Here is a 23,636-nt window from a genome sequence, read left to right as displayed (position 1 = left end):
TTGTCGAGCGAAACCGAGAAATCGGGCACGGTTCGTGCCCGATCGGCTCGGAAACGGGAGCAGGACTCAGAGTTCGGGACGCAGTGCCGCGAACGCCTCGGCGAAATCCTTGGTCACGGTGATGCGGCTCAGCGAGTAGTCGGTGACGAAGCCGCGGCCGTACAGCTCGTCGATCCACTCGAACAGGCCGCGATAGTGGTCGTCGAGATCCAGCACCACCACCGGCTTCTCGTGCTGGCCGAGGAAGCCGCCCGTCCAGGTCTCGAAGAACTCCTCGAGGGTGCCGATGCCGCCGGGCAGGGTCAGGAAGGCGTCGGCGCGGTCCTCCATGATCTGTTTGCGCTCGCGCATGGTGTCGGTGACGATCAACTCGTCGGAGTCCACGTCGGCGACTTCCTTGTGCACCAGGTGCTTCGGGATCACGCCGATGGTGTGCGCGCCCGCCGCCCGCGCCGCGTGCGCCACCGCGCCCATCATGGAGACATTGCCGCCGCCGGAGACCAAACCCCAACCGCGACGGCCGATTTCGGTGCCGACCGCGGCGGCCAGCGCCAGCGCCCCGGCGTCGGCGGTACTGGCCGAGCAGTACACGCATACCGCGAAACCGTTGTCGCTCACCACTTCTCCTCCACGCCCGCCGCCTCCATCTCGGCGCGGGCGGCATCGGCCTGCACCACGATGTTCACCACATCCTCGACGCTGTCGGTGACGTGCAGCAGCCCCAGGTCGCCGGGCGAGATCTTGGCGGTGCCGAGCAGCGAATCGCGCAGCCAGTCCATGAGTCCGGACCAGTAGCGGGTGCCGAACAGGATGATCGGGAAGCGGGTGATCTTGCGGGTCTGCACCAGGGTGAGGGCCTCGAACAGTTCGTCCAGGGTGCCGAAACCGCCGGGCAGGCAGACGAAGGCCTGCGAGTACTTCACGAACATGGTCTTGCGGACGAAGAAGTACCGGAAATTGATGCCCAGATCGACCCATTCGTTGAGGTGCTGTTCGAAGGGCAGCTCGATGCCCAGACCGATGGAGTACCCGCCCGCCTCGGACGCGCCCCGGTTGGCGGCCTCCATGGCGCCCGGCCCGCCGCCGGTGATCACCGCGAACCCCGCCTTGGCCAGCGCCGCGCCGATCGCCTGCCCCGCCTGGTACTCCGGATTGTCCGGGGCGGTCCGCGCCGACCCGAAGACGGCCACCGCGCGCGGCACCTCCGCCAAAGTGCCGAACCCCTCGACGAATTCGGCCTGGATGCGCAGCACCCGCCACGGGTCGGTGTGCACCCAATCGGCCGAGCCGCTCTCATCCAGCAAATGCTCGTCGGTGGTCCCGATCCCCTCTTTGCGATCACGGCGCAGCATTATCGGCCCGCGGAAGCGCGGAGTCTTGGGCGAGCGGGCACCATATTCGGCGTCAGCAGACATGCAGCCAACCGTACTAGGAGGGGCCGACCTGTCGGCGTGTCAGCGCCCGTCGCCGGTGAGGTAGCTGCGGAGCATGGAGGTCACCTGGGTGATTTGGGCGACGGGGAGGTGTTCGTCGCGTTTGTGGGCGAGGTTGGGGTCGCCCGGGCCGAAGTTGACGGCGGGGATGCCGCGGGCGGCGAAGCGGGAGACGTCGGTCCAGCCGTATTTGGCGCGGACGCCGCCGCTGCCGTGCGCGTGCACGATCTCCATGAGCTCCTTGGCGGCAGGGCTGGCGAGGCCGGGCAGCGCGCCGGGTGCGCCGTCGGTGCGCCGGAACTCGAGGTCGAGGCCCGAAAAGACCTCGCGCACATGGTCGGTGGCCTGGTCGAGGGTGCGGTCGGGAGCGAAGCGGAAGTTCACGTCCACCTCGGCCACATCGGGCACCACATTGCCCGCCACGCCGCCGGACACCCGAACCGCCGACAGCCCTTCGCGATACACGCAGCCGTCGATCTCGACCTGCCGCGGCTGGTAGGCGGCGAGCCGCTCCAGAATCGGCGCGAGCCGGTGAATGGCATTGTCGCCCAGCCAAGCTCGCGCGGTGTGCGCACGGGTCCCGGAGGTGGTGAGCCGCGCACGCAGCGTCCCCTGACAGCCCGCCTCGATCCAGCCGCCGGACGGCTCGCCGAGAATGGCGAGATCACCCTCGAGCCATTCCGGCAGTTCACGCTCGATCCGACCAAGTCCGTTGAACTCGGCGGCGATCTCCTCGCAGTCGTACATGATGATCGTCAGGTCGTGCACGGGCTCGGCGACGGTGGCCGCCAGATGCAGGAACACCGCGTCCCCGCTCTTCATATCCACACTGCCGCAGCCGTACAGCAGCCGCTCCCCGTTCTCCCCCTCCACGAACCGCCCCGGCACATTGTCGGCAATCGGCACGGTATCGAGGTGCCCGGCGAGAATCACCCGGGTCGGCAACCCACGATTGGTCCGCGCCAACACGGTGTTCCCGTGCCGCAGAATCTCGAACCCCTCGGTCTGCTCCCGCAACGCCCGAGCAACGGTATCGGCGATAACCGCCTCATCCTGGGACACGCTGGGGATATCCACCAGAGCGGCGGTGAGTGCGATCGGGTCGGCGCGCAGATCGAGGGTCACACCATCCACCCTAAGTGAGGTCGCGGCCGCGCTCCTGGCAGGAGTCCTGCGGCGGCACAAATCGTCACATTCGCAACAAATCAGACGTTCGCGGAGTGCGACTCCTCACATCGGGGCGGGGAGCCCGCCCGGGTGCTCGGCTGGCTGCCGGTAATCTTCTATGACGTGAGTACTCAGGGAGCATCCGCAGTCGGCCTGGCCACCATCACCGAGAACGGGACGGTGCTGGACACCTGGTATCCGTACCCGGAACTGGGGGAATACGGCGAGGCCGGGACCGTGCGGGTGGATTCCTCGGATATCGAGTACGCCAAGTTCTCGCATGCGGTCGGGGCGGACAAGGAGCGGCGGGTGGAGGTGGTCGTGGTACGGACCACGATCGCGGATCTCGCGGCCCCGCCGGTCGATACGCATGACACCTACCTGCGGCTGCATTTGCTGTCGCATCGGCTGGTTCGGCCGCATGGACTGAGCCTGGATGGCATCTTCGGGCATCTCGCGAACGTGGCGTGGACCAACTACGGCCCGTGCTCGCTGGAGGAGTTCGAGCTGGTGCGGTTGAACCTGCGGTCGCGGGGACCCGTCACCGTGTACGGCGTGGACAAGTTCCCGCGCATGGTCGACTACGTGGTGCCCTCCGGCGTGCGGATCGCCGATGCCGACCGGGTGCGGCTGGGCGCGCACCTGGCGTCGGGGACCACGGTCATGCACGAGGGCTTCGTGAACTTCAATGCCGGAACCCTGGGCGCGTCCATGGTCGAGGGGCGTATCTCCGGCGGTGTGCTGGTGGGCGACGGCTCCGATATCGGTGGCGGCGCGTCCATCATGGGCACGCTGTCCGGCGGCGGCAAGCATGTCATCTCCATCGGTGAGCGCTGCCTGCTGGGAGCCAATGCGGGCCTGGGCATTTCGCTCGGCGACGACTGCGTGGTGGAGGCGGGGCTGTATGTCACCGCGGGCACCAAGGTGACCCTGCCCGACGGCGCGGTCGTCAAGGCCGCCGAGCTCACCGGCAAGTCCAACCTGCTGTTCCGCCGCAATTCGGTGTCGGGTGCGGTCGAAGTTGTGCCGCACAAGGGGACTGGGATCGAGTTGAACGCGGCGCTGCACGCCAACGATTAGGGGGTTGGCCTGAGCGGTCGAAAATCGCTGTGAGACGGCGATATCCGCCATTGCGGATCGTTGTTCGACCGCTCAGGCCAAATCTCACCCAACCCCCAACGCGATAACCCTCTCCGGCGTAACCCGAATGATCTCCCGGGACAAACCCGGCCCATAAGGTTCAACGTCACGCAACGCGACCGCCGTGCCGCGGATTTCGAGGCAGCGGACTTCCCACGGGTCGGTGGAGACGATGTCGTCGACCACGAAGGCGACCTTGTCGCATTCGGCGAGATTGCGGAACTTCTGCGTCGCCCCCATGGTGTACCCGCCGATATCGATGACGCCGAGCCCCTCGTCGACCCGGAAGCCCACCGGATTGTTCTGCGGGGTCCCGTCGGGCCGAATGGTGGCGAGACGGCCCAAGGTTTGGCTGCGGAGGTAGGCGATCTGCGCGGGCGTCAACGTTGCGGTCATGCCCGCGAGGGTAGAACCTCGAGCACACTCGAGGTCAACGGCGCACCCGATTCAGCCGAGCAGCTTCTTCTGCACCTTGCCCATGGCATTGCGCGGCAGCGAGTCCACCACGCGAATCTCGCGCGGGCGTTTGTGCACCGAAAGTTCCCCCGCCACATGGTCGATGAGCGCCTGCTCGATGCCCTCGGCCCCGTCGCGCAGCACCACGAAGGCGACGATGCGCTGGCCCAGATCATCGTCGGGCACGCCCACCACGGCGGTCTCGGCCACCGCCGGATGCCCGAGCAGCGAGGTCTCGATCTCCCCCGCCCCGATGCGGTAGCCACCGGATTTGATGAGGTCCACCGATTCCCGACCGACGATCCGATGGAAGCCCTCGGCGTCGATGACCGCCACATCCCCGGTCTGGAACCAACCGTCCGAGGTGAAGTTCTCCGCCGTCACCTCGGGCTTGTTCCAGTACCCGTCGAACAGCATGGGCCCCCGAACCTGGAGCGCGCCAACGCTTTCCCCATCGTGCGGCACCGGATCGCCGTTCTCGTCCCGCAACCGCGTCTCCACCCCCGCCACCGGCAGCCCGACCCATCCCGGGCGACGCTCCCCATCCGGCCGGGTCGAGAGGGTGATCATGGTTTCGCTCATCCCGTACCGCTCGAGGGGAGCCTGCCCGGTGAGCTCGCGCAGCCGCTCGAACACCGGCACCGGCAGCGGCGCGCTACCCGAGATCAGCACCCGCGCCGACGCCAATTCCTTTGCGGCGTCCGGTTCTTCGACCACCCGCGACCACACGGTGGGCACCCCGAAATACATGGTGCCCTTGGCCTGGGCGTAGGCCCGAGGCGTCGGCTTGCCGGTGTGGATGAGCGGACTCCCCACCCGCAGTGGCCCGAGCAGCCCGAGAATCAGTCCGTGCACGTGGAACAGCGGAAGCCCGTGCACCAGCACATCTCTCGACGTCCACCCCCACGCCCGCGCCAGCGCGTCCAGCCCCGCCGCGATGGCCCGGCGACTGAGCATCACGCCCTTGGGCGCACCGGTGGTCCCCGAAGTGTACAGAATGAAAGCCGTTGCCCCGGGCTGAGGTTCGCCATAGGTGTGCCAGGACCGCGCATGCGTCCGCACCGGCACCACCGGCAGCGATGTCCCCTCCGGAGCCTTGCCCAACCACGCCTGCGCCCCGGAATCGTCGAGTATGTGCGCCAATTCGGTACTGCCCGCGTCCGGCGGCACCGGCACCACGGTCACGCCCGCGATGAGACACCCCACCACCGCCAGCACCGTGGTGACCGTCGGTTCGGCCAGCACGGCCACCCGCTGCGCCCGCGCCACCCGCTCGGCGACCGAGGTGGCCGCGCCCAGCAGGTCACTGCGCGAGAGCGTCACCCCGTCGATGGTGACGGCATCCGGTATATCGGCCCCGGCGGCCACGGCGGCCGGATTCAGCGAGCTCAGCAGCAAGGGCGACGCATTCGACACGCCGCCCACCGTACTGCGCCGGATTCGGAGATTGCGATTCGGCTGTGACGGTTGACACAACGCTGAATGGGTAAGAGTGTTTATGTACAACCTTCTCATCCAGGATGGGGTCAACGATGACCAGTCCACTGCGCACCGCGCCCACCGACCACGACCTCCCGCCCCTCGATATCCGCCAGTACATCGATGGAGCCACCGGCCTGCTCGGCGGCGCGGCCAATGTCATCATGCAGCTCGCCAATCCGGCCGTCGGCCATGGCGTCGTCGAGAGCCCGGTCGAGAGCGGCCAGGTGTTCCGGCACCCGATCAAGCGGCTGCGCACCACCGTCACCTACCTCTCGGTGGCCATGCTCGGCAGCGAGGAGGAGCGCGCGGCCTACCGCGCCGCCGTGGACACCTCACACCGCCAGGTCCGGTCCGGCCCGAACAGCCCGGTGAAGTACAACGCCTTCGACTCGCGCCTGCAACTGTGGGTCGCGGCCTGCCTGTACTGGGGCGCGAAGGATCTCTACGAGCGCATGCACGGCCCAATGGACGAGGCGGTGGCGGACGCCTTCTACCAGTACAGCGCCCGACTGGGCACCACCCTCCAGATGCGCCGCGACCAGTGGCCGCCGACCCGCGAGGCGTTCGACCGCTACTGGACCGAGAACCTCGCGCGCACCTCCATCGACCCGACGGTCAAGGCGTACTTCGAGGATCTGATCGACCTGAAGATGCTGCCGCGCCCGTTCCAGCTGGCCTTCGGCGGCGTGCACCGCTTCTTCGTCACCGGCCTACTGCCGCAACATCTTCGGGACGAGATGGGCATGACCTGGACCCCGCGCCAGGACCGCCTGCTGGACCAGCTGCTGCGCACCCTCGGCGCGGCGGAGAGCCACCTGCCGACGCCGGTACGCACCTTCCCGCTCAACGCCTATCTGATGGATATGCGCCTGCGGCGGCGACTGGGCATGCGCCTGGTCTGAGCCGAAACCCTCAGTGGCTCAGACGATCCGGAACCCCGGGAGCACATGTTCCCGGGCGAACCGGCGCAAACCCTCCGGATCGTCGAGCGGAATCACGGTCTGCGGGGTGAGCGCCAGCGACAGCGCCGTGCGCGCGATCATCTCGGCCAGCGGCAGCGGATCGTATTGCGGCAGTTTGCCTTCCGACTGCAATCGGGTGATGAACTCCGCCAGGTAGTCGCGCCCCAGTTCGATGACCGGCGCGCCCTGCACGGTGAGGTAGGGCAGCACGATCTCGGGTTCGGTCTTGAGCAGGCGCTCCAGCAGCTGGTTACCGCGCAGCCCGTCGATGAAGGCCACGAAGAGCGCGACGATCTGCTCCTCGGCGCTGGCATCGCCGTCCACCTCGCGCTGCACGGCCGCGTCCACCTGTTCGATGAACTGCCGGGCCTGCCGCAGGCCGACGGCCGCGATGAGATCGTTCTTCCCGGCGAAGCGCCGGTACAGCGTGGCCAGCGAGAGCCCGCCGCGCCGCGCCACCTCCACCATGCTGGTGCGCTTGATCCCGAAATCGAGGAAGGCCATCAGCGCGGCGTCGAGCACCTTGGACTGATTGCGGTCCTCCGGTCCCGAGCCGCGTACCAGCGGCAACAGTTTGGCCAGCTTGGCCATGGCCCCGGTCCCCTCTCGACACGGCGATACGATGACACACAAATCATCGCACATTGACAGCACGGCTCTCGAGTGAGAAGGTGCGAGGAGATTATTCTCATACTCTCCACCCCACGTGGAGCGACGACGAGGAGCCGTGTCAACGATGACCGCCCCCCTGCGCAAGTTTGAGTACCAACCGGTCGGCAGCGGTAAACCCCTGACGCCCAACGATGTCCGCGAGCACTTGGACGGCATTGCCGCATTCCTCGGCGGCGCGGCGAACGTGATCATGCAGCTCTCGCTCAAGCCGGTCGCCTACGGCGTCATGGAGAGCGATGTGACCAGCGGCGCGGTCACCGTGCACCCGATCAAGCGGCTGCGCACCACCCTCACCTATCTGGCCGTCGCTTGGCTCGGCGACGAGGAGGACCGCAGGTCCTACCGGGAGGCCGTGAACCGCTCGCATCGCACCATCCGCACCAAGCCGGACAGCCCGGTGAAGTACAACGCCTTCGACCCGAACCTCCAGCTCTGGGTGGCGGCCTGCCTGTACTGGGGCGTGGACGATCTCTACATCCGCATGCGCGGCCCCATGGATCCCGCACTCGCCGAGGACTTCTACCAGTACGGCGCGCGCCTGGGCACCACCTTGCAGATGCGCCCGGAGATGTGGCCCGCCACCCGTGACGAGTTCTACGAGTACTGGGAGCGCAATCTCGCCACCAAGAGCATCGACGAGCGGACCCGGCAGTACTTCAACGACCTCACCGATCTGAAGATGCTGCCGCGTCCGGTGCAGTTCGTCTTCGGGCGGTTCCACCGGTTCGTCGTGACCGCGCTGCTGCCGCAGCATCTGCGCGACGAAATGCACATGACCTGGACCGCCCGCGACGAGCGCGTCTTCGGTCTGGTCCTGCGCACCATCTCGGCCGTCTGGACCCGGATGCCGGTGGTGATCCGCCTGTTCCCGTTCAATTTCTATCTCGCCGATATGCGGCTGCGCCGTCGGCTGGGCCGACCGCTGGTCTGATCAGGGAACTTCTGATTCAGGAACGGTCCGCCAAGGCTCGGAGGAAGAACCCGAGATTGGCGGGCCGTTCGGCCAGCCGCCGCATGAGGTAGCCGTACCACTGGCCGCCATAGGGCACGTACACCCGCATGGAATGTCCGGCCTCCACGAGGCGGCGCTGTTCGGCATCGCGAATTCCGTACAGCATCTGGAACTCGAAATCCCCTGGCCCCCGGCCGTTCTCGACCGCCTCGGTGAGTGCGGCCTCGATCATGGCCGGATCGTGGGTGGCCACCATCGGATAGCCCTTGCCGCCCATGAGCACATTCAGGCACTCCAGGTACGAGGCGTCCACCTCGGCCCGCTTCTGGAAGGCGACCGTCTCCGGCTCCTGATACGCGCCCTTGCACAACCGGATTCGCGCACCCTGCTCCGCGAGCTCCCGCAGCCGCCCCGAGGTGGCCCGCAGATAGGTCTGCACCGCCACTGCCAGCCAAGGGAATTCGGTCCGCAGCTGACGGACCTGCTCCATGGTCTCCTCGGTGGTGGTGTGGTCCTCGGCGTCGACGGTGACCCACACCCGCGATTCGACGGCCTTGGCGCAGAGCTTGTGCAGGTTCTCCGCGGCGATGGACGGACCGTCCTGTCCGAGCGACTGTCCGAGCGCGGAGAGCTTCACCGAAACCTCCACGCGCGGAACGGCACTCTCCTGGTCGGCGAGCGCCGCGAGGTCGTCGATGAGCGAGACGTACTCGGCGACGGCCGCATCCGCCATGGCCCGCTCGGTGGTGTATTCACCGAGGAAGTCCACGCTCACCATGCGCCCGCTGCCCAGCAGCTCCCGCACCACCGGCGTCAGCTCCGCGCGGGTCTCCCCCGCCACGAACCGCCGCACCACCCCGGCGGTCACCGGAATCTTGGTGACGGCCTTCTTCATGCGCGGCGATCCGGCCGCCGCGAGTATCACCGGCCTCAGGGGATTCATCACGCCTCCATGTGCGGGTAGCGGTAATCCGTTGGCGGCACGAAGGTTTCCTTCAGCGTGCGCGGCGCCACCCAGCGCAACAGGTTGAGATAGGACCCGGCCTTGTCGTCGGTGCCGGAGGCCCGCGCACCGCCGAAGGGCTGCTGTCCCACCACCGCGCCGGTGGGCTTGTCGTTGACATAGAAGTTGCCCGCGGCGAATCGCAGTGCGGCCGAAGCCTGTTCGACGGCCTGGCGGTCGGTGGCGAAGACCGCGCCGGTGAGCGCGTAGGGAGCCGAGGAGTCCACCTCGGCGAGCACATCGGTATAGGCGTCCGGGTTTCCGTCGTCGTAGACGTACACCGACAGGATGGGCCCGAAGTACTCGGTGGAGAAGGATTCGTCGGTCGGATCGTCGGTGAGCAGGACGGTCGGCCGGACGAAGTAGCCCTCACTGTCGTCGTAGGTGCCACCGGCCGGGATAGTGAGCCCCTTGCCGCGGGCCCGTTCGATGGCGGCGACATTCTTGTCGTAGGCCCGCCGATCGATCACCGCCCCACCGAAATTCGACAGATCGGCGACATCGCCGTAGGTGAGTTCCCGCACCTGGGTGAGGAACTCGTCGCCCATGGTCCGCCACACCGATTTGGCGATGTAGGCCCGGGAGGCGGCCGAGCACTTCTGCCCCTGGTATTCGTAGGCTCCGCGAATCAGCGCGGTACGCAGGGCATCCGGATCGGCCGAGGGGTGGGCGACGATGAAGTCCTTGCCGCCGGTCTCCCCCACCAGACGCGGATAACCGTGGTAGCGGCCGATATTCGCGCCCACCTCACCCCAGAGGTACTGGAAGGTGCGCGTCGACCCGGTGAAGTGGATACCGGCCAGCCGGGGATCGGCGAGGGCCACCTCCGACAGCCGTACGCCGTCGCCGGTCACCATATTGATGACGCCCGGGGGCAGACCGGCCGCCTCCAGCAGTTTCATGGTGTAGTACGCGGCGAGCGTCTGCGTGGGCGAGGGCTTCCACACCACGGTATTGCCCATGAGCGCGGGCGCGGTGGGCAGGTTCCCGGCGATGGCGCTGAAATTGAAGGGCGTGATGGCGTACACGAACCCCTCCAGGGGCCGGTAGTCCATTCGATTCCACACTCCCGCCGAGGAATTCGGCTGCTGTTCGAGAATGCCGCGCGCGAACGCCACATTGAACCGCCAGAAGTCGACCAGTTCGCAGGGCGCGTCGATCTCGGCCTGCTGTGCGGTCTTCGACTGTCCGAGCATGGTGGCGGCGGCGATGGTCTCGCGCCAGGGTCCGGCCAGCAGGTCGGCGGCGCGCAGCAGCACCGCCGCGCGTTCCTCGAAAGGTAGTGCGCGCCAGTCGGGTGCGGCGGCTTGCGCGGCCTCGATGGCGGCTCGTGCTTCGTCGTGGGTGGTTTGCGTATAGGTCCCAAGAACATGCTGATGCCGGTGCGGCATGACGATCTCGAGCCGCTCTCCGGTACCGGGTTGGTGTTTGCCGCCGATCACCAGCGGGACATCCACCGACGCGGCGGAGATTTCGGAGAGTCGAGCATTCAGCAGTTCACGCTCGCGGCTGCCCGGTGCGTAGGTGTGCACCGGTTCATTGCCGGGGTGTGGGACAACCGTGACAGCGTCCATATCCCAGGCTAACGCGAACCGTCGACCCGCCGTGGGCACTAGCATCACGAGTCGTGAGTGATCATCCACCGATCGTTTTACGGCCGTGCGCCGACGCGGCGGAGTTCCCGAGCCTGGTAGCCGTCTGGCGCAGTGCGGTGGAAGCAACCCACGATTTCTTGACCAGCGCCGATATAGATGCCATCGAACGCCGCCTCGCACCGGAATTTTTCCCGATGGTGGAGTTGACGGTCGCGGAGCTGGAGGGCCGCGTCGCCGGATTCTCGGGCCTGTCGGCGGGCAAGTTGGAGATGCTCTTCGTGGCCGACCCGTATCGCGGCCGAGGCGTCGGCGCGGCGCTGGTGCGCGCGGCCCTGCGCCGCTACCCGACCTTGACGGTGGATGTGAACGAACAGAATCCGCAAGCGGTGGGCTTCTACGAGCGACTGGGCTTCGTGAAGACCGGCCGCTCCGAAACCGATTCGGACGGCCGCCCTTTCCCCCTACTGCATTTCGTGCACGCCCCGATCGAGGCGTAAACCGAACCAATGCGACCCTGACGGGACTCGAACCCGCGACCTCCGCCGTGACAGGGCGGCGCGCTAACCAACTGCGCCACAGGGCCTCAACCGCAGCCGACCTGGGCCGACTGCGTGCAGAACGGTATCACGCGCCCACTGGCCGGGAGAAATCCGCTGGTCAGGCGACCAAGCGGGCCGCCGCGGCGGCTATGCGCTCATCGCTGGCCGTGAGCGCGATCCGCACATGCTCCGCGCCCTGCGGCCCGTAGAACTCACCCGGCGCCGCCAGAATGCCGCGCTCGGCCAGCCAGTCCAGGGTGACCCGGCACGGCTCGCCGCGGGTCGACCACAGGTACAGCCCGGCCTCGGAGTGGTCGATGCGGAAACCGGCCTCCTCCAACGCCTTTCGCAACACCTCGCGGCGCACCCGGTAGCGCTCGCGCTGTTTGGCCTCGTGCGAGTCGTCGCCCAGCGCCGCCGTCATGGCCGACTGGATGGGGAACGGCAGCATCATGCCGGAGTGCTTGCGCACCTCCAGCAGCTCCGCCACCAGCGCCGGATCACCGGTGACGAAACCGGCGCGGTAGCTGGCGAGATTGGAGGTCTTGGACAGCGAGTGGATGGCCAGCAGTCCGGTGTGGTCGCCGTCGCACACCTCGGGATCGAGGATGGAGACGGCGCGACCCTCCCAGGCCAGACCCAGATAGCACTCGTCCGAGGCCACGATCGCGCCGCGCTCGCGGGCGAAGGCCACGACCTTGCGCAGATGGTCGACGCCGAGCACCTTGCCGGTGGGATTCGACGGCGAGTTCACGTAGATGAGCGCCGGGAACTCCGGGCCGAGTCGAGTCAGCCCGTCCGCGCGCAGGATTCGCGTGCCCGCGAGCAGCGCGCCCACCTCGTAGGTCGGGTAGGCGACCTCCGGAATCACCACCAGGTCTTGCGATCCCAGCCCGAGCAGCCTCGGCAGCCCGGCGATCAGCTCCTTGGTGCCGATCACCGGCAGCACCGCGGCGGCGCTGATGCCGGTGATGCCGAACCGCCGCTTCAGCGCCTCGACGGCCGCCTCGCGCAGTTCGGGTGTGCCGTGCGTGGTCGGGTAACCGGGTACCTCCGCCACCGCCGACAGCGCCGTGCGGATCAGCGGATCCACCGGGTCGACGGGTGTGCCCACCGACAGATCGACGATGCCGCCGGGATGCTCGGCGGCCCGAGCCTTGGCGGAAGAGATGGTGTCCCAGGGGAAATCGGGCAGCAACGAGCTGACCCGGCCACGCGCGGTCAACGTAGTTACCTACTCGCTGGCCATGGGCGGTAGCGCGGCGATGAACGGCGGGTCGTAGTCGACCTTGCCGACCTTGGTCGCGCCACCGGGCGAACCGAGGTCGTCGAAGAACTCGACATTGGCGTTGACGTAACCGCTCCACTGGTCCGGGGTGTCGTCTTCGTAGAAGATCGCCTCCACCGGGCATACCGGCTCACATGCACCACAGTCCACGCACTCGTCCGGCTGGATGTACAGCATGCGGCCACCCTCGTAGATGCAGTCCACGGGGCATTCCTCGATGCATGCCTTGTCCTTCACGTCAACGCACGGTTCAGCGATGATGTACGGCACTGCCGCTCTCCTAGTCTGTCCTCACATGCGGGGATACTCCGCCCGCGAAACAGTATCCCGACGGCCCCACATTACTACTGGCCAGCCTGCCCTAACTCGGATGGCGAATGCTATCCCACCGGCAGCGATACCGGCGAACGATGTGGTGGCGCGCCATAGGTGGTGGTGCGCTGCCGTACCGGACGGCCGATACCGGTGGCGATCTCGGTCAGTTCCGCCACCGTTTTCGCCGATCCGTGCTCGGAACCGGCCATCCGCGAGATGGTTTCCTCCATCAGCGTGCCGCCCAGATCGTTCGCCCCGCCGTTGAGCATCAGCTGGGTACCCGTGATACCCAATTTCACCCAGCTGGTCTGGATATTCGAGATCCGGCCGTGCAGCATGATGCGCGCCAGGGCGTGCGCCGCGCGATTGTCGCGAATGGTCGGACCGGGACGCGACGCGCCCGCCAGGTACAGCGGGGCGCTCTGGTGCACGAACGGCAGCAGCACGAATTCGGTGAAACCGCCTGTCTCGTCCTGGATTCCGCGCAGCACGCGCAGATGCCCGACCCAGTGCTTGGGATTGTCCACGTGCCCGTACATCATGGTGGAGCTGGAGCGGATACCCAGTCTGTGCGCGGTGGTGACGACCTCGATCCAGGCCGAGGTGGGCAGTTTGCCCTTGGTGAGAATCCACCGCACCTCGTCGTCCAGGATCTCGGCGGCGGTGCCCGGAATGGTGTCGAGCCCGGCCTCTTTCAGCGCCGCGAGCCAATCGTGAATGGACTGCCCGCCGCGGGACGCACCGTTCACCACCTCCATCGGGCTGAAGGCGTGCACGTGCATCTCCGGCACCCGCTTCTTGATGGCGCGCACCAGATCGGCGTAGCCGGTGACCGGCAGTTCGGGGTCGATACCGCCCTGCATGCAGATCTCGGTGGCCCCCTCCACCCATGCCTCCCAGGCGCGGTCGCCGACCTCGTCGGCGCTCAGGGTGAAGGCGTCGGCGTCGCCCTTGCGCTGGGCGAAGGCGCAGAACCGGCAGCCGGTGTAGCAGATATTGGTGAAGTTGATATTGCGGTTGACGATGTAGGTGACATCGTCGCCGACGGCCTCGCGGCGCAGCTGATCGGCGAAGGCGGTGACGGCCTCGAGGGCCGCGCCGTCGGCGGTGGCCAGGGCCAGGTACTGGTCGTCGGTGAGCGCTGCCGGATCGCGTTCGGCGGCGCGCAGGGCGGCCATCACATCGGCGTCGAAGCGCTCCGGCGCGGCGGCGGCCAACTCGTGCACCTGTTCGCGAATGGTCTCCCAGTCGCCGAACGCGCCCAGCCCGTCGTCACCGAGCCCGGAATCGCTGCGCGACTCGGTATTTCGGCCGTCGATGTCGATGGCGGTATTGAGGTCGATGCGGCCGACGGATTCCCAGTCGTGGTCGGGCTCCTGCCAGGCCAGCCCGGTCGGCTTCGTGTCACGGGCCAGGCCGGTCTTCGGATCGGCCAGCGCCGCGACATGATTCGACACGCGCGGGTCGATCCACGGATGGCCCGCGAGCACGTATTTGGGATGGGCGGTGAGCCGCTCGGTGAGCTGGTATCCGGCCTCGGCCGTAACCTGGGCCAGCACTTCCAGATTCGGCCAGGGGCGCTCGGGATTCACATGGTCGGGGGTGAGCGGCGAGACGCCGCCCCAATCGTCCACACCGGCCGCGAGCAGCGCCTTGCACTCGTCCAGCGAGACCAGGTTCGGCGGGGCCTGGATGCGCATCTTGGGTCCGAGCAGCATGCGCGCCACCGCGATGGCGGCCCGGAATTCCTGGAGATCGGCATCCGGGGTATCGCGCATGGCGGTATCGGATTTGGCCAGGAAGTTCTGGATGATCACTTCCTGCACATGTCCGAAGGCCTTGTGCGCCTTGCGAATAGCCATGATCGATTCGGCGCGCTCGGTGAGGGTCTCGCCGATGCCGACCAGAATGCCGGTGGTGAAGGGCACCGAGAGCCGTCCCGCGTCGGTGAGCGCGCGCAGCCGGACCGCCGGATCCTTGTCCGGGCTGCCGTAGTGCGCCTCGCCCTTCTCGGTGAACAGGCGGGTGGAGGTGGTCTCCAGCATCATGCCCATGGACGGCGCGACCGGCTTGAGCCGCGACAGCTCCGCCCAGCTCATCACACCCGGATTCAGGTGCGGCAGCAGTCCGGTCTCCTCCAGCACGCGAATGGACATGGCGCGCACGTAGTCCAGGGTGGAGTCGTAGCCGCGCTCGTCGAGCCACTGCCGCGCCTCGGGCCAGCGGTCCTCGGGACGATCGCCGAGGGTGAACAGCGCTTCCTTGCAACCCAATTCGGCGCCCTTGCGGGCGATGTCGAGGACCTCGTCGGGCTCCAGGTACATGCCGTGGGTGCTGCCGGGCTCCTTGCGCAGCTTGCCCGGCACGGTGACGAAGGTGCAGTAGTGACACTTGTCTCGACACAGCCGGGTCAGCGGGATGAACACCTTGCGGGAGTAGGTGATCGGCAGGACATCACCCGCGTACCCCGAGGACCGCAGTCCGGCGTCGCGCACGCGCGACGCCGAGGCGCACAGATCCTCGAGGTCGGCGTCGCGGGCGTGCAGCAGCACCACCGCCTCGTCCAGATTGAGCGTCGCACCGTCCCGCGCGCGCCGCAGCGCCCGGCGCATGGCCGACGCGCTCGGTACCACCGCACTGGACACGGCCGCGGGGCCACTCGGTGCCGGGGGGAGCTTCGGGTTCGGTAGATCCGTCACGTCCTCGATCATGCGCCATCCGTCCGACTGGTCCGACTCGGGTCTCTGCGGGGGGACAACCGGGTGCCAGGGCGCACTATTCCGCGACAGCGCTTTTATGTCCACCCCCGTGCGGCGATCCATGACAGCATGTCTGACATGTCCCAGCCCGTACCCTCCGGCGGAATCATGGCGGCCCCGGCGTGGCGGCCCAGTCCGCGCGCGAAACTGCTGTGGGCGGTCGCCGGTGCCGTGAGCTGGTCGATACCCCTGGTCGCGGTGCTGGTGTGGATGTTCTTGGACGAGGATCGCCGCGGCTGGCAGGGCGCGGCGCTCGCGCTCGTCGTGCTCGGCGTCGCCATCAGCGTCGGGGTGGTGCCGTTCTGGCGCTATGCCGTACACCGGTGGGAGATCACCGATGAGGCCGTTTACACCCGCACGGGGTGGTTGACACAGGAGAGCCGGGTCGCGCCGATCACCCGCATTCAGACCGTCGACACCCAGCGCGGCCCCTTCGAGCGCATGCTCGGCCTGGCGACGGTTACCGTCACCACGGCCTCGTCGGCGGGCGCGGTCACCATCGACGCACTGGATCTGGCGGTCGCCGAGGAGACGGTCGGGAGGCTGACCGAGATCGCGGCGCGCCATCGCGGGGACGCCACGTGAACGAAACCCCTTGGCAGCGCCTGGATCAGCGCATGCTGCTGGTGCATCCGATCACCGAGACCGTGAAATACATTCCGGTGCTGATCGCTTCGGTGATCGGCAGTGCGCAGAGCGAGAATCCGCTGTGGGCGATGCTCGCGCTGGCGGTCATCGTCGGCATCGCCGTCACGCGCTGGTTCACCACCACCTACCGCATCGGCCCCGACAATGTGGAGCTGCGCACCGGGCTGATCCAGCGCAAGAAGCTGGCTGTGCCGCGCTCGCGCATCAGATCCGTGGATATCCAGGCCGATGTGCTGCATCGGGTGCTGGGGTTGGCGGTGCTCGAGATCGGGACCGGGCAGCAGGCCGGTCGCGGCGACGAATTCAAACTCGACTCACTGGACGCGAGACTGGTGCCCGGGTTGCGCGCGGAGCTGCTCGCGCATACCGCCGGAGCCCGGGCCGTGGATCCGAAGAGTCAGGAAATACCCAGCGACGCAAGCGCTTTCACCTTCGACCAGACCGGCCCCGAGCAGGTCGAGGAGAAGCGCGAGAGCGTCGAGATAGCGCACTGGCGACCGGTGTGGGTGCGCTACGCCCCGCTGTCGCTCACCGGCTTCGCGCTCATCGCGCCGATTGTCGGCCTCGCCTTCCAATACGGTTTCGGGCAGGTGGTTTTCGATTCCAGCGCGGTGCACGAACTCGGTGACCGCGGCATGTGGTTCGTGACCAGCGTCGTGCTCGGCCTGCTGCTCACCCTGGTCGTGGTGGTCAGCCTGGCGGCCTGCGCCCGCTATCTGGCAACGTATTTCGGCCTGCGCGTGCTGGACAACGGCAAAACCCTGCACCTGCGCCACGGCCTGTTCACCACCCGCCAGATCACCCTCGACCTGGCCCGCCTGCGCGGCGCGACCGTCAACGAGCCACTGCTGCTGCGCCTGGCGGGCGGCGCCGAACTCGAAGCCATCATGACCGGCACCGATCCCCGGCAGAAGATCCTGCCGCAGGCCCCGCGCGCCGCCGTGGACCGCACCCTGACCCATCTGCTCGGCGAATCCGCCCCCAGCACGGTCACCCTCACCCCGCACGGCACCGCCGCCCGCAACCGCCGCTACACCCGCGCCTTTGGCCCGGTCCACACGGCCGCGGCCGCCATGCTGGTGTTCTCCCTTGTGGCGCAACCGCTCCCACGCTGGTCCTGGATCCTGCTGGCCCTGGCCTACGTGATCGCCGCGGCGCTGGCCTGGGACCGCTACCGGGGCCTCGGCCACACCGTCATTCCAGCGGCCGACGGCAACCCCACCTGGCTCATCACCCGCAGCGGCTCTCTCGACCGCGACCGCGACTGCCTGGAAGCGCCCGGCATCATCGGCTGGACCGTCAGCCAGACCTGGTTCCAGCGCCGCGTCGGCGTCGCCACCCTCACCGCCGCCACCGCCGCGGGCAAGAAGCGCTACCACCTCATCGACATACCCCTCGACCAGGCGTGGCCGCTCATCGAGGCCGTGACGCCGGGCCAACTCGGCAGCCGCTGACGGCTACGCGACCGGTCGCGCCGCCACCACACGCAGGTTGGCACGGTAGTACAGGTAGAGCCCGGCGGGCAGCAGGCCGCCGACCAGCAGCGCGAGGGTGGGCCAGTCGTTCATGAACCAGACATCGCCGCCGGGTCCGCCGAGCATGCACAGCATGTAGGTGACGACCCACGCCGTGAGCGGCAGGGCCATGATGCCGATCCGGTCGGTGACCGTCGACATGCCTTTGACCAGAAGGACATTCAGCACCGCCGCGATCAACGCCGTGATGGGGAATGGGATCGCCCCCGTGGTGAGGGTGGCCGCGAGCGGCTGCGCCGCCGCCATGATCGGCTGCGCCTCGGGCACGGTGGCGTGGCCGAGGTAGAGGGGCAGGTACAGCACCTCGAGCAGGAGGGTGACGATGCCGTCCACCACCAGGACCACGCCGAGGGCGATGGTCAGCCACGACCGGGTCGCGGGCGCGGTGGCGCGGGCGGGCGTTCCGAGGGCCGCGGTCACGGCACCGGCGGGAAGCCGAGGAGGGTCAGCAGGTGGCTCTGCAGGTCGATGAACGTGTACAGGCCATGCAGATACAGTTCGTGTTGCGCCTCGAAATGGGGCTTCTGGCTCTCCACGAAGGCCGCGATCATGTCCTGGATGCTCCAGTTGTACATGTCGGCTAGTCTCCCACTCCGCGCGGGCGCGGTTCGATCATGTCGGACAATCCCGCGAACAGATCGTGTTCGCGACCGTCCGGGCCTACCTCGCCGCGCGCACCGCGCACCAGGACGAAATGCTCCTCCGGCAGCACCGGTTGGGCGATGTTGTTGGAGAGCGCGAACTCTCGGCCCGAGGGGGCCACTGTCACCTGGGTGGCGTGCGCGCGCAGGGCCGCGCGCTTGGCGGCCAGTACATCGGCGACATCGACCGTCGTGGTGACCGATTCGCTGGGGACGCAGGCCAATTCGTCGTCGTGCGGCAGCCGCCAGCCGCTGGGCAGCGCACCCGGGAGCTGGTCCACGGTGCGGCGTTTGAGGGCCTCGGTGTACAAGTGCAGCACCGAGGCGTCGGTGACGGTCCAGTAGGTCTTGGGCACGTCCCAGCCCCACGTGGCGGCCGCGTCCACCGCCGCCATGGTGACCTCGTGGGCGCGAATGTGATCCGGGTGGCCGTAGCCGCCGCGCGGGTCGTACCCGACCACGACGCGCGGGCGCAGTTCCAGGATCACCTGCACGAGGGCCTGCACCGCCTCGTCACCGGAGCGCACGAACGCCCGGGGATGCCGCGCGGCGGGCGTACCCGCCATGCCGGAGTCGCGCCAGCGCCCCGCACCGCCCAGGAAGCGAGGCGGCCCGGCATCCAATTCGGCCAGGGCCCTGGACAATTCGGAGATGCGGTAGCCGCCGAGCTGATCGGCCTGATCGGCCACCAGGCGCGCCCACCGATCCCCGATGACCTCGCCCTCTTCGCCGAGCGTGCAGGTCACCACGGTCACCGGGATGCCCAGCCGCCGGTAGTGCGCGATGGTGCCGCCGGTGGTGATGGATTCGTCGTCGGGGTGGGCGTGCACGAGAAGCAGTCCGCCCGTGGGGTTCTCGCTCACGGCAGCCGCCGCCAATTGGCCGCGTCACCGAAGATTCCCCGCTGGATGGCCCCGCTGAGCGAGACGCCGTCCACCCGCGGACCGGCGGCGGCCACCTGGGTGTCCTGCACGATGGGCAGCACCGTGGACAGCTCCCAGAGCTTGGGTTCGGCGTCGGCGATCACGGTCGGCACGTCGATACCGCGCAGTGCCGCGTCGATGGCGGGCTGAAGCGTCGGATCGCAGATGCCGGAGAGGTTCGCCGGGGCCTTCTTCGCCCCTTCGGCGACGGTGTTCTCCCCGTCCGCCCCAGGGGTTTCCGGGGGTGGGCAGCCGTAGCGCGAGGCCAGCACCGTGGCCGGGTCGTCGCCGGTGCGCTCCCAGCCGACAATGGCGTCGATCCCGTTGTCGACCAGATCGGTGCCGTAGAGCTGTTCGGCGGAGACGTTGGTGACGGTGGCATCGATTCCGGCGCTGCGCAATTGGTCGGCCGCCGTATTCGCGACCGCGAGGGTGGAGTCGTCGCCGTCCACCGCCCCGATCCGAATGCTCAGCGTCTTACCGTTTTTGGCGACCGGACGCGGTTGCGGCGCGGGCGAGGTCGGCGACGAGCTCGGCGGCGGTTCCGGAGCGCGTCCGTACCCCGCCTCGGCCAGCAGCGCGAAGGCCTCCTCCAAGCTGGGCCGCGGCGGCGCGGTCGGGGCATAGCCCGGATCCGAGGGCGAAAGTACCTGTGCCCGAACGGGTTCCACCCAGCTGCCGGTCTGCGCGCCGACGGTGGCCAGCAGTACCGGATCCAGCAGCCCGATCACGGCCTTGCGCACCCGCACATCGGCGAGATCCGGATTGCGGCCGTTGAGCACCAATTCCATTTCGCGCGACTGCAAGTTCATGGTGGTGCGCACCGACGGGATGGCCGCCAGCTGCGCCTGCAACGCCACACCGCCGTGCACCAGGGCCATCTGGGCGTCGGCCGTCCGCAGCGACTCCGCCACCTGCGCCGGAGTTCCCCCGCGCCGCAACAGAATCTGGTCCGGCACCGCGGGCGTACCCCAGTACCGGTCATTGCGTTCGAGCAGAATCTCCTCGCGCCCGCGGTCGGCCTGTTTGATGCGGAAGTACCCGCCGGAGATGCGAATGGTGTCGCTGAGCCCGGTCTCGAAGCCGGAATCCTTGATCAGATGCGAGGGCACCAGATCCGAGAACAGCTGCCGCCAGGCGGGATACGGCTCCTTCATGGTGACCGTGACCGTCTTGCCGCCCGCCGAGGAGCTGATATCGGAGATCAACCGGTATCCGGCCGGATCGACCGCCCCGGGCTGGGTGATCATCTGCTGCCACAGGTACCGGAAGTCCTCGGCCGCGATGGGCGCACCGTCGGACCAGGACGCCTCGTTGCGGATCTGATAGGTGATGGTGAACGGCTCCTGTTCGGAGACATCCGCCGACACCATGAGCGAGTTGTCCAGCACCCAGTCCGAAGCCCCCGGCGTGGCCGCGGACGGCACCGTCCGGAACGGACTGGGCAGCACCATGGCGGCCACCGCCGAGGTGGCGGGCGACTGATGCGCCCGCAGATGCGGATTGAATCCGATCCCGATGTCGTCGATGGCGACCACCACCGAGGTCTTGCCCGGCTTCACCGGCGTCGTCTTGGGACTGTCGGTGCTCTCGATGGGCGGTGGCGGATTCGCGGTGCAGCCGGTGGCGACCGCCAAACAGGTCGCCACCGTCACCATTACCGCGCGCCACGAGACGCGCTGTCCGCCTCTCCGCGTATTCAGGCCAGACTGAGAGCCCACCCGATCACGTCGGCGTGTTGCGGTCGTGTGCCGTACACAGTTCTGGACGTACCCGATGAGTTACCCCGATCCTCACGAAATCAGCTGTCGCGTTTCGAGTTCTCGCGGCAGTGATTCACCCAATGCGGACCCACCTAGCTTGTGGACTCGATCAGTGCGGAATCTTACTGCGCGGCGCGGTCGCGTGCCTTTCGACGCGAGGCCTCGCGGCCGCGCTCGGTCGCGCCGAGGATGACCTTGCGCACGCGCACGACCTCGGGGGTGACCTCGACGCATTCGTCGGCGGCGCAGAACTCCATGGCGCCTTCGAGATCCAGCTGCAGCGGCTTGGCCAGGGTCTCGAGGACGTCGCCGGTGGCCGACCGCATATTGGTCAGCTTCTTCTCGCGGGTGACGTTGATGTCGAGGTCCTCGGCGCGGGGGTTGATGCCGACGACGTGGCCCTCGTAGGTGTCCGCGCCCGGCTCCACGAAGAACTGGCCGCGGTCGGCGAGCTGGATCATGGCGAACGGGGTCACGGTGCCCGCGCGGTCGGAGACCAGCGAACCGGTGTGGCGGGCGCGGATCTCACCGGCCCACGGCGCGTACCCGTCGAAGACGGCATTGGCGATACCGGTGCCGCGGGTCTCGGTCAGGAAGTCGGTGCGGAAGCCGATCAGACCGCGCGACGGGACGATGAACTCCATGCGCACCCACCCGGCCGAGTGGTTGCTCATCTGCACCATCTTGCCCTTGCGGGCGGCCAGCAGCTGGGTGACCGCGCCCAGGTACTCCTCGGGGCAGTCGACGGTCAGCTCCTCGAAGGGCTCGTGCACCTTGCCGTCGACCGTCTTGGTGACCACCTGCGGCTTGCCGACGGTCAGCTCGAAGCCCTCGCGGCGCATCTGCTCGACCAGAATGGCCAGCGCCAGCTCACCGCGGCCCTGCACCTCCCAGGCGTCCGGGCGGCCGATGTCCAGCACGCGCAGCGACACATTGCCGACGAGCTCCTGGTCCAGGCGCGACTTCACCATGCGGGCGGTGAGCTTGTGGCCCTGCACCCGACCGACCAGCGGCGAGGTGTTGGTGCCGATGGTCACCGAGATTGCGGGCTCGTCGACGGTGATGCGCGGCAGCGCGACCGGGTTCTCGATATCGGCGAGGGTGTCGCCGATCATGATCTCCGGAATGCCCGCGACGGCGACGATGTCACCGGCGATGGCCTCCTCACCGGGCTTGCGCTCGACGCCGATGGTCTGCAGCAGCTCGGTGATCTTGACGGTCTTGGTGCCCTCGGGGGTCATCCACGCGACGTTCTGGCCCTTGCGCAGGGTGCCGTTGTGAATGCGCACCAGGCCGATACGGCCGAGGAACGGCGAGGCGTCGAGGTTGGTGACGTGCGCCTGCAGCGGCTTGGTGGCATCGCCCTTGGGCGCGGGCACGTACTTCAGCAGCACCTCGAACAGCTCGTCGAGGTTCTCCGCGGCGGGCGCGCTGCCGTTCTCGGGGCGGGTGGTGGAGGCCTTGCCCTCACGGCCGGAGGCGTAGAGCACCGGCAGGTCCAGGGCCAGCTCGGCGGCCTCGGAGGCTTCGTCGTCCAGATCGGAGGCGAGATCGAGCAGCAGGTCGTGCGACTCCTCGACGACCTCCTCGATGCGGGCGTCGGGACGGTCGGTCTTGTTGACCACCAGGATCACCGGCAGCGACGCGGCCAGGGCCTTGCGCAGCACGAAGCGGGTCTGCGGCAGCGGACCCTCGGAGGCGTCGACCAGCAGCACGACACCGTCGACCATGGACAGGCCGCGCTCGACCTCACCGCCGAAGTCGGCGTGGCCGGGGGTGTCGATGACATTGATGACGGTGACGGTGCCGTCGGGGTTGTGCCGGTGCACGGCGGTGTTCTTGGCGAGAATGGTGATGCCCTTCTCGCGCTCCAGGTCACCGGAGTCCATGACGCGGTCGACGACCTCGGCGCGCTCGCCGAAAACGCCGGACTGGCGCAGCATGGCATCGACAAGTGTGGTCTTGCCGTGGTCGACGTGCGCCACGATGGCGACGTTGCGGAACTCGACAGACGACACGGTTGATCCTCCTGGTGCAAAGTGGGTAGAGCGGCCGTGTCGACGACTCGAATGCCTCTGGCGGGGCTACGGCCGTATAACAGCGTACCGGCAGTCGTAAGTCACAGGTTTCAGGAGTACGACTTAGGTTAAGCTAACCAATATGGGGAAGAAGGTGAAAGCCAAGCACGTCTCGGGCCTCAAGCCCAAGAACAAGTGCTGTCGCAAGAAGACGCGCTGCCTGAAGTGCCCCGTGGTGATCATGCGCATGAAGAAGTGCGAAGCCGCGGGCATCTGCGGCAAAGACCTGAAGAAGGCGCTGAAACACGCTCGCGCGGCCTGATTTCCACCCGTCGAGTCGGCATC

23 protein-coding genes and 1 tRNA gene are annotated in these 23,636 nt (G+C 67.9%); 7 read left to right on the top strand and 17 right to left on the bottom strand.

The genetic code is table 11. From position 1 onward, the window contains the following. Nucleotides 1–66 precede the first annotated feature (66 nt). From ACIBH2_RS17080 to dapE, 3 genes are read right to left on the bottom strand one after another with little or no spacing between them, the layout of a single operon-like run. Nucleotides 67–621: a TIGR00730 family Rossman fold protein gene (locus ACIBH2_RS17080; RefSeq protein ID WP_397118389.1), complete on the bottom strand. Its 555-nt coding sequence runs from the start codon at nt 619–621 to the stop codon at nt 67–69. Beyond that, a complete protein-coding gene (locus ACIBH2_RS17075; RefSeq protein ID WP_397118387.1) occupies nt 615–1,415 on the bottom strand; it encodes a TIGR00730 family Rossman fold protein in 801 nt (266 codons plus the stop codon). Before ACIBH2_RS17075 ends, ACIBH2_RS17080 begins: the two co-directional genes overlap by 7 nt. Before the next feature lie 39 nt (nt 1,416–1,454). After that, nucleotides 1,455–2,558, bottom strand: coding sequence for a succinyl-diaminopimelate desuccinylase (gene dapE / locus ACIBH2_RS17070; protein WP_397118385.1), 1,104 nt, complete (start codon nt 2,556–2,558; stop codon nt 1,455–1,457). 165 nt (nt 2,559–2,723) lie between these two features. On the opposite strand from dapE, the gene dapD reads away from it, so the two are divergent. Beyond that, nucleotides 2,724–3,680, top strand: coding sequence for a 2,3,4,5-tetrahydropyridine-2,6-dicarboxylate N-succinyltransferase (gene dapD / locus ACIBH2_RS17065; RefSeq protein ID WP_397118383.1), 957 nt, complete (start codon nt 2,724–2,726; stop codon nt 3,678–3,680). An 84-nt stretch (nt 3,681–3,764) separates the two neighbouring features. Here the strand turns inward: dapD and ACIBH2_RS17060 are convergent, their stop codons facing one another. Continuing rightward, nucleotides 3,765–4,136, bottom strand: a complete 372-nt coding sequence (locus ACIBH2_RS17060; protein WP_397118381.1) for a PPOX class F420-dependent oxidoreductase — start codon at nt 4,134–4,136, stop codon at nt 3,765–3,767. 51 nt (nt 4,137–4,187) lie between these two features. Beyond that, nucleotides 4,188–5,612 carry an acyl-CoA synthetase gene (locus ACIBH2_RS17055; protein WP_397118379.1) on the bottom strand — a complete coding sequence of 475 codons (1,425 nt, stop codon included), beginning with the start codon at nt 5,610–5,612 and terminating at the stop codon, nt 4,188–4,190. Between the two features lie 116 nt (nt 5,613–5,728). Here ACIBH2_RS17055 and ACIBH2_RS17050 point away from each other — a divergent pair, with 116 nt between their 5' ends. Next, nucleotides 5,729–6,580: an oxygenase MpaB family protein gene (locus ACIBH2_RS17050; RefSeq protein ID WP_397118377.1), complete on the top strand. Its 852-nt coding sequence runs from the start codon at nt 5,729–5,731 to the stop codon at nt 6,578–6,580. 18 nt (nt 6,581–6,598) lie between these two features. On the opposite strand, the gene ACIBH2_RS17045 is transcribed toward ACIBH2_RS17050, so the two are convergent. Beyond that, a complete protein-coding gene (locus tag ACIBH2_RS17045) occupies nt 6,599–7,231 on the bottom strand; it encodes a TetR/AcrR family transcriptional regulator (protein ID WP_397118375.1) in 633 nt (210 codons plus the stop codon). Between the two features lie 145 nt (nt 7,232–7,376). Between ACIBH2_RS17045 and ACIBH2_RS17040 the strand changes: the two genes are divergently transcribed. After that, the gene (locus ACIBH2_RS17040; protein ID WP_397118373.1) at nt 7,377–8,243 is read left to right on the top strand and encodes an oxygenase MpaB family protein; all 867 of its coding nucleotides are present in this window, start codon (nt 7,377–7,379) and stop codon (nt 8,241–8,243) included. A gap of 16 nt (nt 8,244–8,259) precedes the next feature. On the opposite strand, the gene ACIBH2_RS17035 is transcribed toward ACIBH2_RS17040, so the two are convergent. Continuing rightward, a complete protein-coding gene (locus ACIBH2_RS17035; protein WP_397118371.1) occupies nt 8,260–9,207 on the bottom strand; it encodes a proline dehydrogenase family protein in 948 nt (315 codons plus the stop codon). Further along, nucleotides 9,207–10,841 carry an L-glutamate gamma-semialdehyde dehydrogenase gene (gene pruA, locus ACIBH2_RS17030; protein WP_397118369.1) on the bottom strand — a complete coding sequence of 545 codons (1,635 nt, stop codon included), beginning with the start codon at nt 10,839–10,841 and terminating at the stop codon, nt 9,207–9,209. Before pruA ends, ACIBH2_RS17035 begins: the two co-directional genes overlap by 1 nt. Before the next feature lie 53 nt (nt 10,842–10,894). Here pruA and ACIBH2_RS17025 point away from each other — a divergent pair, with 53 nt between their 5' ends. Further along, entirely contained in the window at nt 10,895–11,359 is a 465-nt protein-coding gene (locus tag ACIBH2_RS17025; RefSeq protein ID WP_397118367.1) for an acetyltransferase, read from the top strand. Nucleotides 11,360–11,371: 12 nt separating this feature from the next. On the opposite strand, the gene ACIBH2_RS17020 is transcribed toward ACIBH2_RS17025, so the two are convergent. From ACIBH2_RS17020 to ACIBH2_RS17005, 4 genes are all read right to left on the bottom strand, one after another. After that, nucleotides 11,372–11,445, bottom strand: a tRNA-Asp gene (locus ACIBH2_RS17020). Between the two features lie 74 nt (nt 11,446–11,519). Beyond that, on the bottom strand, nt 11,520–12,626 hold the full coding sequence (dapC, locus tag ACIBH2_RS17015) for a succinyldiaminopimelate transaminase (RefSeq protein ID WP_397118365.1): 1,107 nt from the start codon (nt 12,624–12,626) through the stop codon (nt 11,520–11,522). Nucleotides 12,627–12,635: 9 nt separating this feature from the next. Then, a complete protein-coding gene (gene fdxA, locus ACIBH2_RS17010) occupies nt 12,636–12,959 on the bottom strand; it encodes a ferredoxin (protein WP_029931437.1) in 324 nt (107 codons plus the stop codon). A 110-nt stretch (nt 12,960–13,069) separates the two neighbouring features. Continuing rightward, nucleotides 13,070–15,715 carry a bifunctional FO biosynthesis protein CofGH gene (locus tag ACIBH2_RS17005; RefSeq protein WP_397118362.1) on the bottom strand — a complete coding sequence of 882 codons (2,646 nt, stop codon included), beginning with the start codon at nt 15,713–15,715 and terminating at the stop codon, nt 13,070–13,072. A gap of 126 nt (nt 15,716–15,841) precedes the next feature. Between ACIBH2_RS17005 and ACIBH2_RS17000 the strand changes: the two genes are divergently transcribed. Both ACIBH2_RS17000 and ACIBH2_RS16995 read left to right on the top strand, forming a co-directional pair. After that, entirely contained in the window at nt 15,842–16,348 is a 507-nt protein-coding gene (locus tag ACIBH2_RS17000) for a PH domain-containing protein (RefSeq protein WP_397118360.1), read from the top strand. Next, the gene (locus tag ACIBH2_RS16995; RefSeq protein ID WP_397118358.1) at nt 16,345–17,865 is read left to right on the top strand and encodes a PH domain-containing protein; all 1,521 of its coding nucleotides are present in this window, start codon (nt 16,345–16,347) and stop codon (nt 17,863–17,865) included. The genes ACIBH2_RS17000 and ACIBH2_RS16995 overlap by 4 nt, the downstream gene beginning before the upstream one ends. 3 nt (nt 17,866–17,868) lie before the next feature. On the opposite strand, the gene ACIBH2_RS16990 is transcribed toward ACIBH2_RS16995, so the two are convergent. The 5 genes from ACIBH2_RS16990 to typA all read right to left on the bottom strand — a co-directional run bounded on the left by ACIBH2_RS16990 (nt 17,869) and on the right by typA (nt 23,291). Further along, nucleotides 17,869–18,366: a hypothetical protein gene (locus tag ACIBH2_RS16990; RefSeq protein ID WP_397118356.1), complete on the bottom strand. Its 498-nt coding sequence runs from the start codon at nt 18,364–18,366 to the stop codon at nt 17,869–17,871. Then, nucleotides 18,363–18,521 (bottom strand): hypothetical protein, encoded by a 159-nt coding sequence (locus tag ACIBH2_RS16985; RefSeq protein ID WP_397118354.1) that lies wholly within the window; start codon nt 18,519–18,521, stop codon nt 18,363–18,365. The genes ACIBH2_RS16990 and ACIBH2_RS16985 overlap by 4 nt, the downstream gene beginning before the upstream one ends. A gap of 5 nt (nt 18,522–18,526) precedes the next feature. After that, on the bottom strand, nt 18,527–19,450 hold the full coding sequence (gene mshB / locus ACIBH2_RS16980) for an N-acetyl-1-D-myo-inositol-2-amino-2-deoxy-alpha-D-glucopyranoside deacetylase (protein ID WP_397118352.1): 924 nt from the start codon (nt 19,448–19,450) through the stop codon (nt 18,527–18,529). Next, complete coding sequence (locus tag ACIBH2_RS16975) at nt 19,447–21,168, bottom strand: ABC transporter family substrate-binding protein (RefSeq protein WP_397118350.1); 1,722 nt, start codon at nt 21,166–21,168, stop codon at nt 19,447–19,449. Before ACIBH2_RS16975 ends, mshB begins: the two co-directional genes overlap by 4 nt. 227 nt (nt 21,169–21,395) lie before the next feature. Next, nucleotides 21,396–23,291: a translational GTPase TypA gene (gene typA, locus ACIBH2_RS16970; RefSeq protein ID WP_397118348.1), complete on the bottom strand. Its 1,896-nt coding sequence runs from the start codon at nt 23,289–23,291 to the stop codon at nt 21,396–21,398. Between the two features lie 142 nt (nt 23,292–23,433). Here typA and ACIBH2_RS16965 point away from each other — a divergent pair, with 142 nt between their 5' ends. Continuing rightward, a complete protein-coding gene (locus ACIBH2_RS16965) occupies nt 23,434–23,613 on the top strand; it encodes a hypothetical protein (protein WP_397118346.1) in 180 nt (59 codons plus the stop codon). The last annotated feature ends 23 nt before the right edge of the window (nt 23,614–23,636 follow it).

This window comes from Nocardia sp. NPDC050406 (assembly GCF_044459025.1).
Lineage (GTDB): Bacteria > Actinomycetota > Actinomycetes > Mycobacteriales > Mycobacteriaceae > Nocardia.
This window is presented reverse-complemented; position numbering and strand designations above follow the sequence as displayed.

Bases quoted from the DNA above. Each gene is read 5' to 3' on its own strand.
- ACIBH2_RS16975 (WP_397118350.1), bottom strand. From the start codon at position 21,168: ATGGTGACGGTGGCGACCTGTTTGGCGGTCGCCACCGGCTGCACCGCG.
- pruA (WP_397118369.1), bottom strand. From the start codon at position 10,841: ATGGACGCTGTCACGGTTGTCCCACACCCCGGCAATGAACCGGTGCAC.
- ACIBH2_RS17005 (WP_397118362.1), bottom strand. From the start codon at position 15,715: ATGATCGAGGACGTGACGGATCTACCGAACCCGAAGCTCCCCCCGGCA.
- ACIBH2_RS17075 (WP_397118387.1), bottom strand. From the start codon at position 1,415: ATGTCTGCTGACGCCGAATATGGTGCCCGCTCGCCCAAGACTCCGCGC.
- ACIBH2_RS16965 (WP_397118346.1), top strand. From the start codon at position 23,434: ATGGGGAAGAAGGTGAAAGCCAAGCACGTCTCGGGCCTCAAGCCCAAG.
- ACIBH2_RS17035 (WP_397118371.1), bottom strand. From the start codon at position 9,207: ATGAATCCCCTGAGGCCGGTGATACTCGCGGCGGCCGGATCGCCGCGC.
- ACIBH2_RS17050 (WP_397118377.1), top strand. From the start codon at position 5,729: ATGACCAGTCCACTGCGCACCGCGCCCACCGACCACGACCTCCCGCCC.
- ACIBH2_RS17060 (WP_397118381.1), bottom strand. From the start codon at position 4,136: ATGACCGCAACGTTGACGCCCGCGCAGATCGCCTACCTCCGCAGCCAA.
- ACIBH2_RS17000 (WP_397118360.1), top strand. From the start codon at position 15,842: ATGTCCCAGCCCGTACCCTCCGGCGGAATCATGGCGGCCCCGGCGTGG.
- ACIBH2_RS17045 (WP_397118375.1), bottom strand. From the start codon at position 7,231: ATGGCCAAGCTGGCCAAACTGTTGCCGCTGGTACGCGGCTCGGGACCG.
- ACIBH2_RS17040 (WP_397118373.1), top strand. From the start codon at position 7,377: ATGACCGCCCCCCTGCGCAAGTTTGAGTACCAACCGGTCGGCAGCGGT.
- ACIBH2_RS16985 (WP_397118354.1), bottom strand. From the start codon at position 18,521: ATGTACAACTGGAGCATCCAGGACATGATCGCGGCCTTCGTGGAGAGC.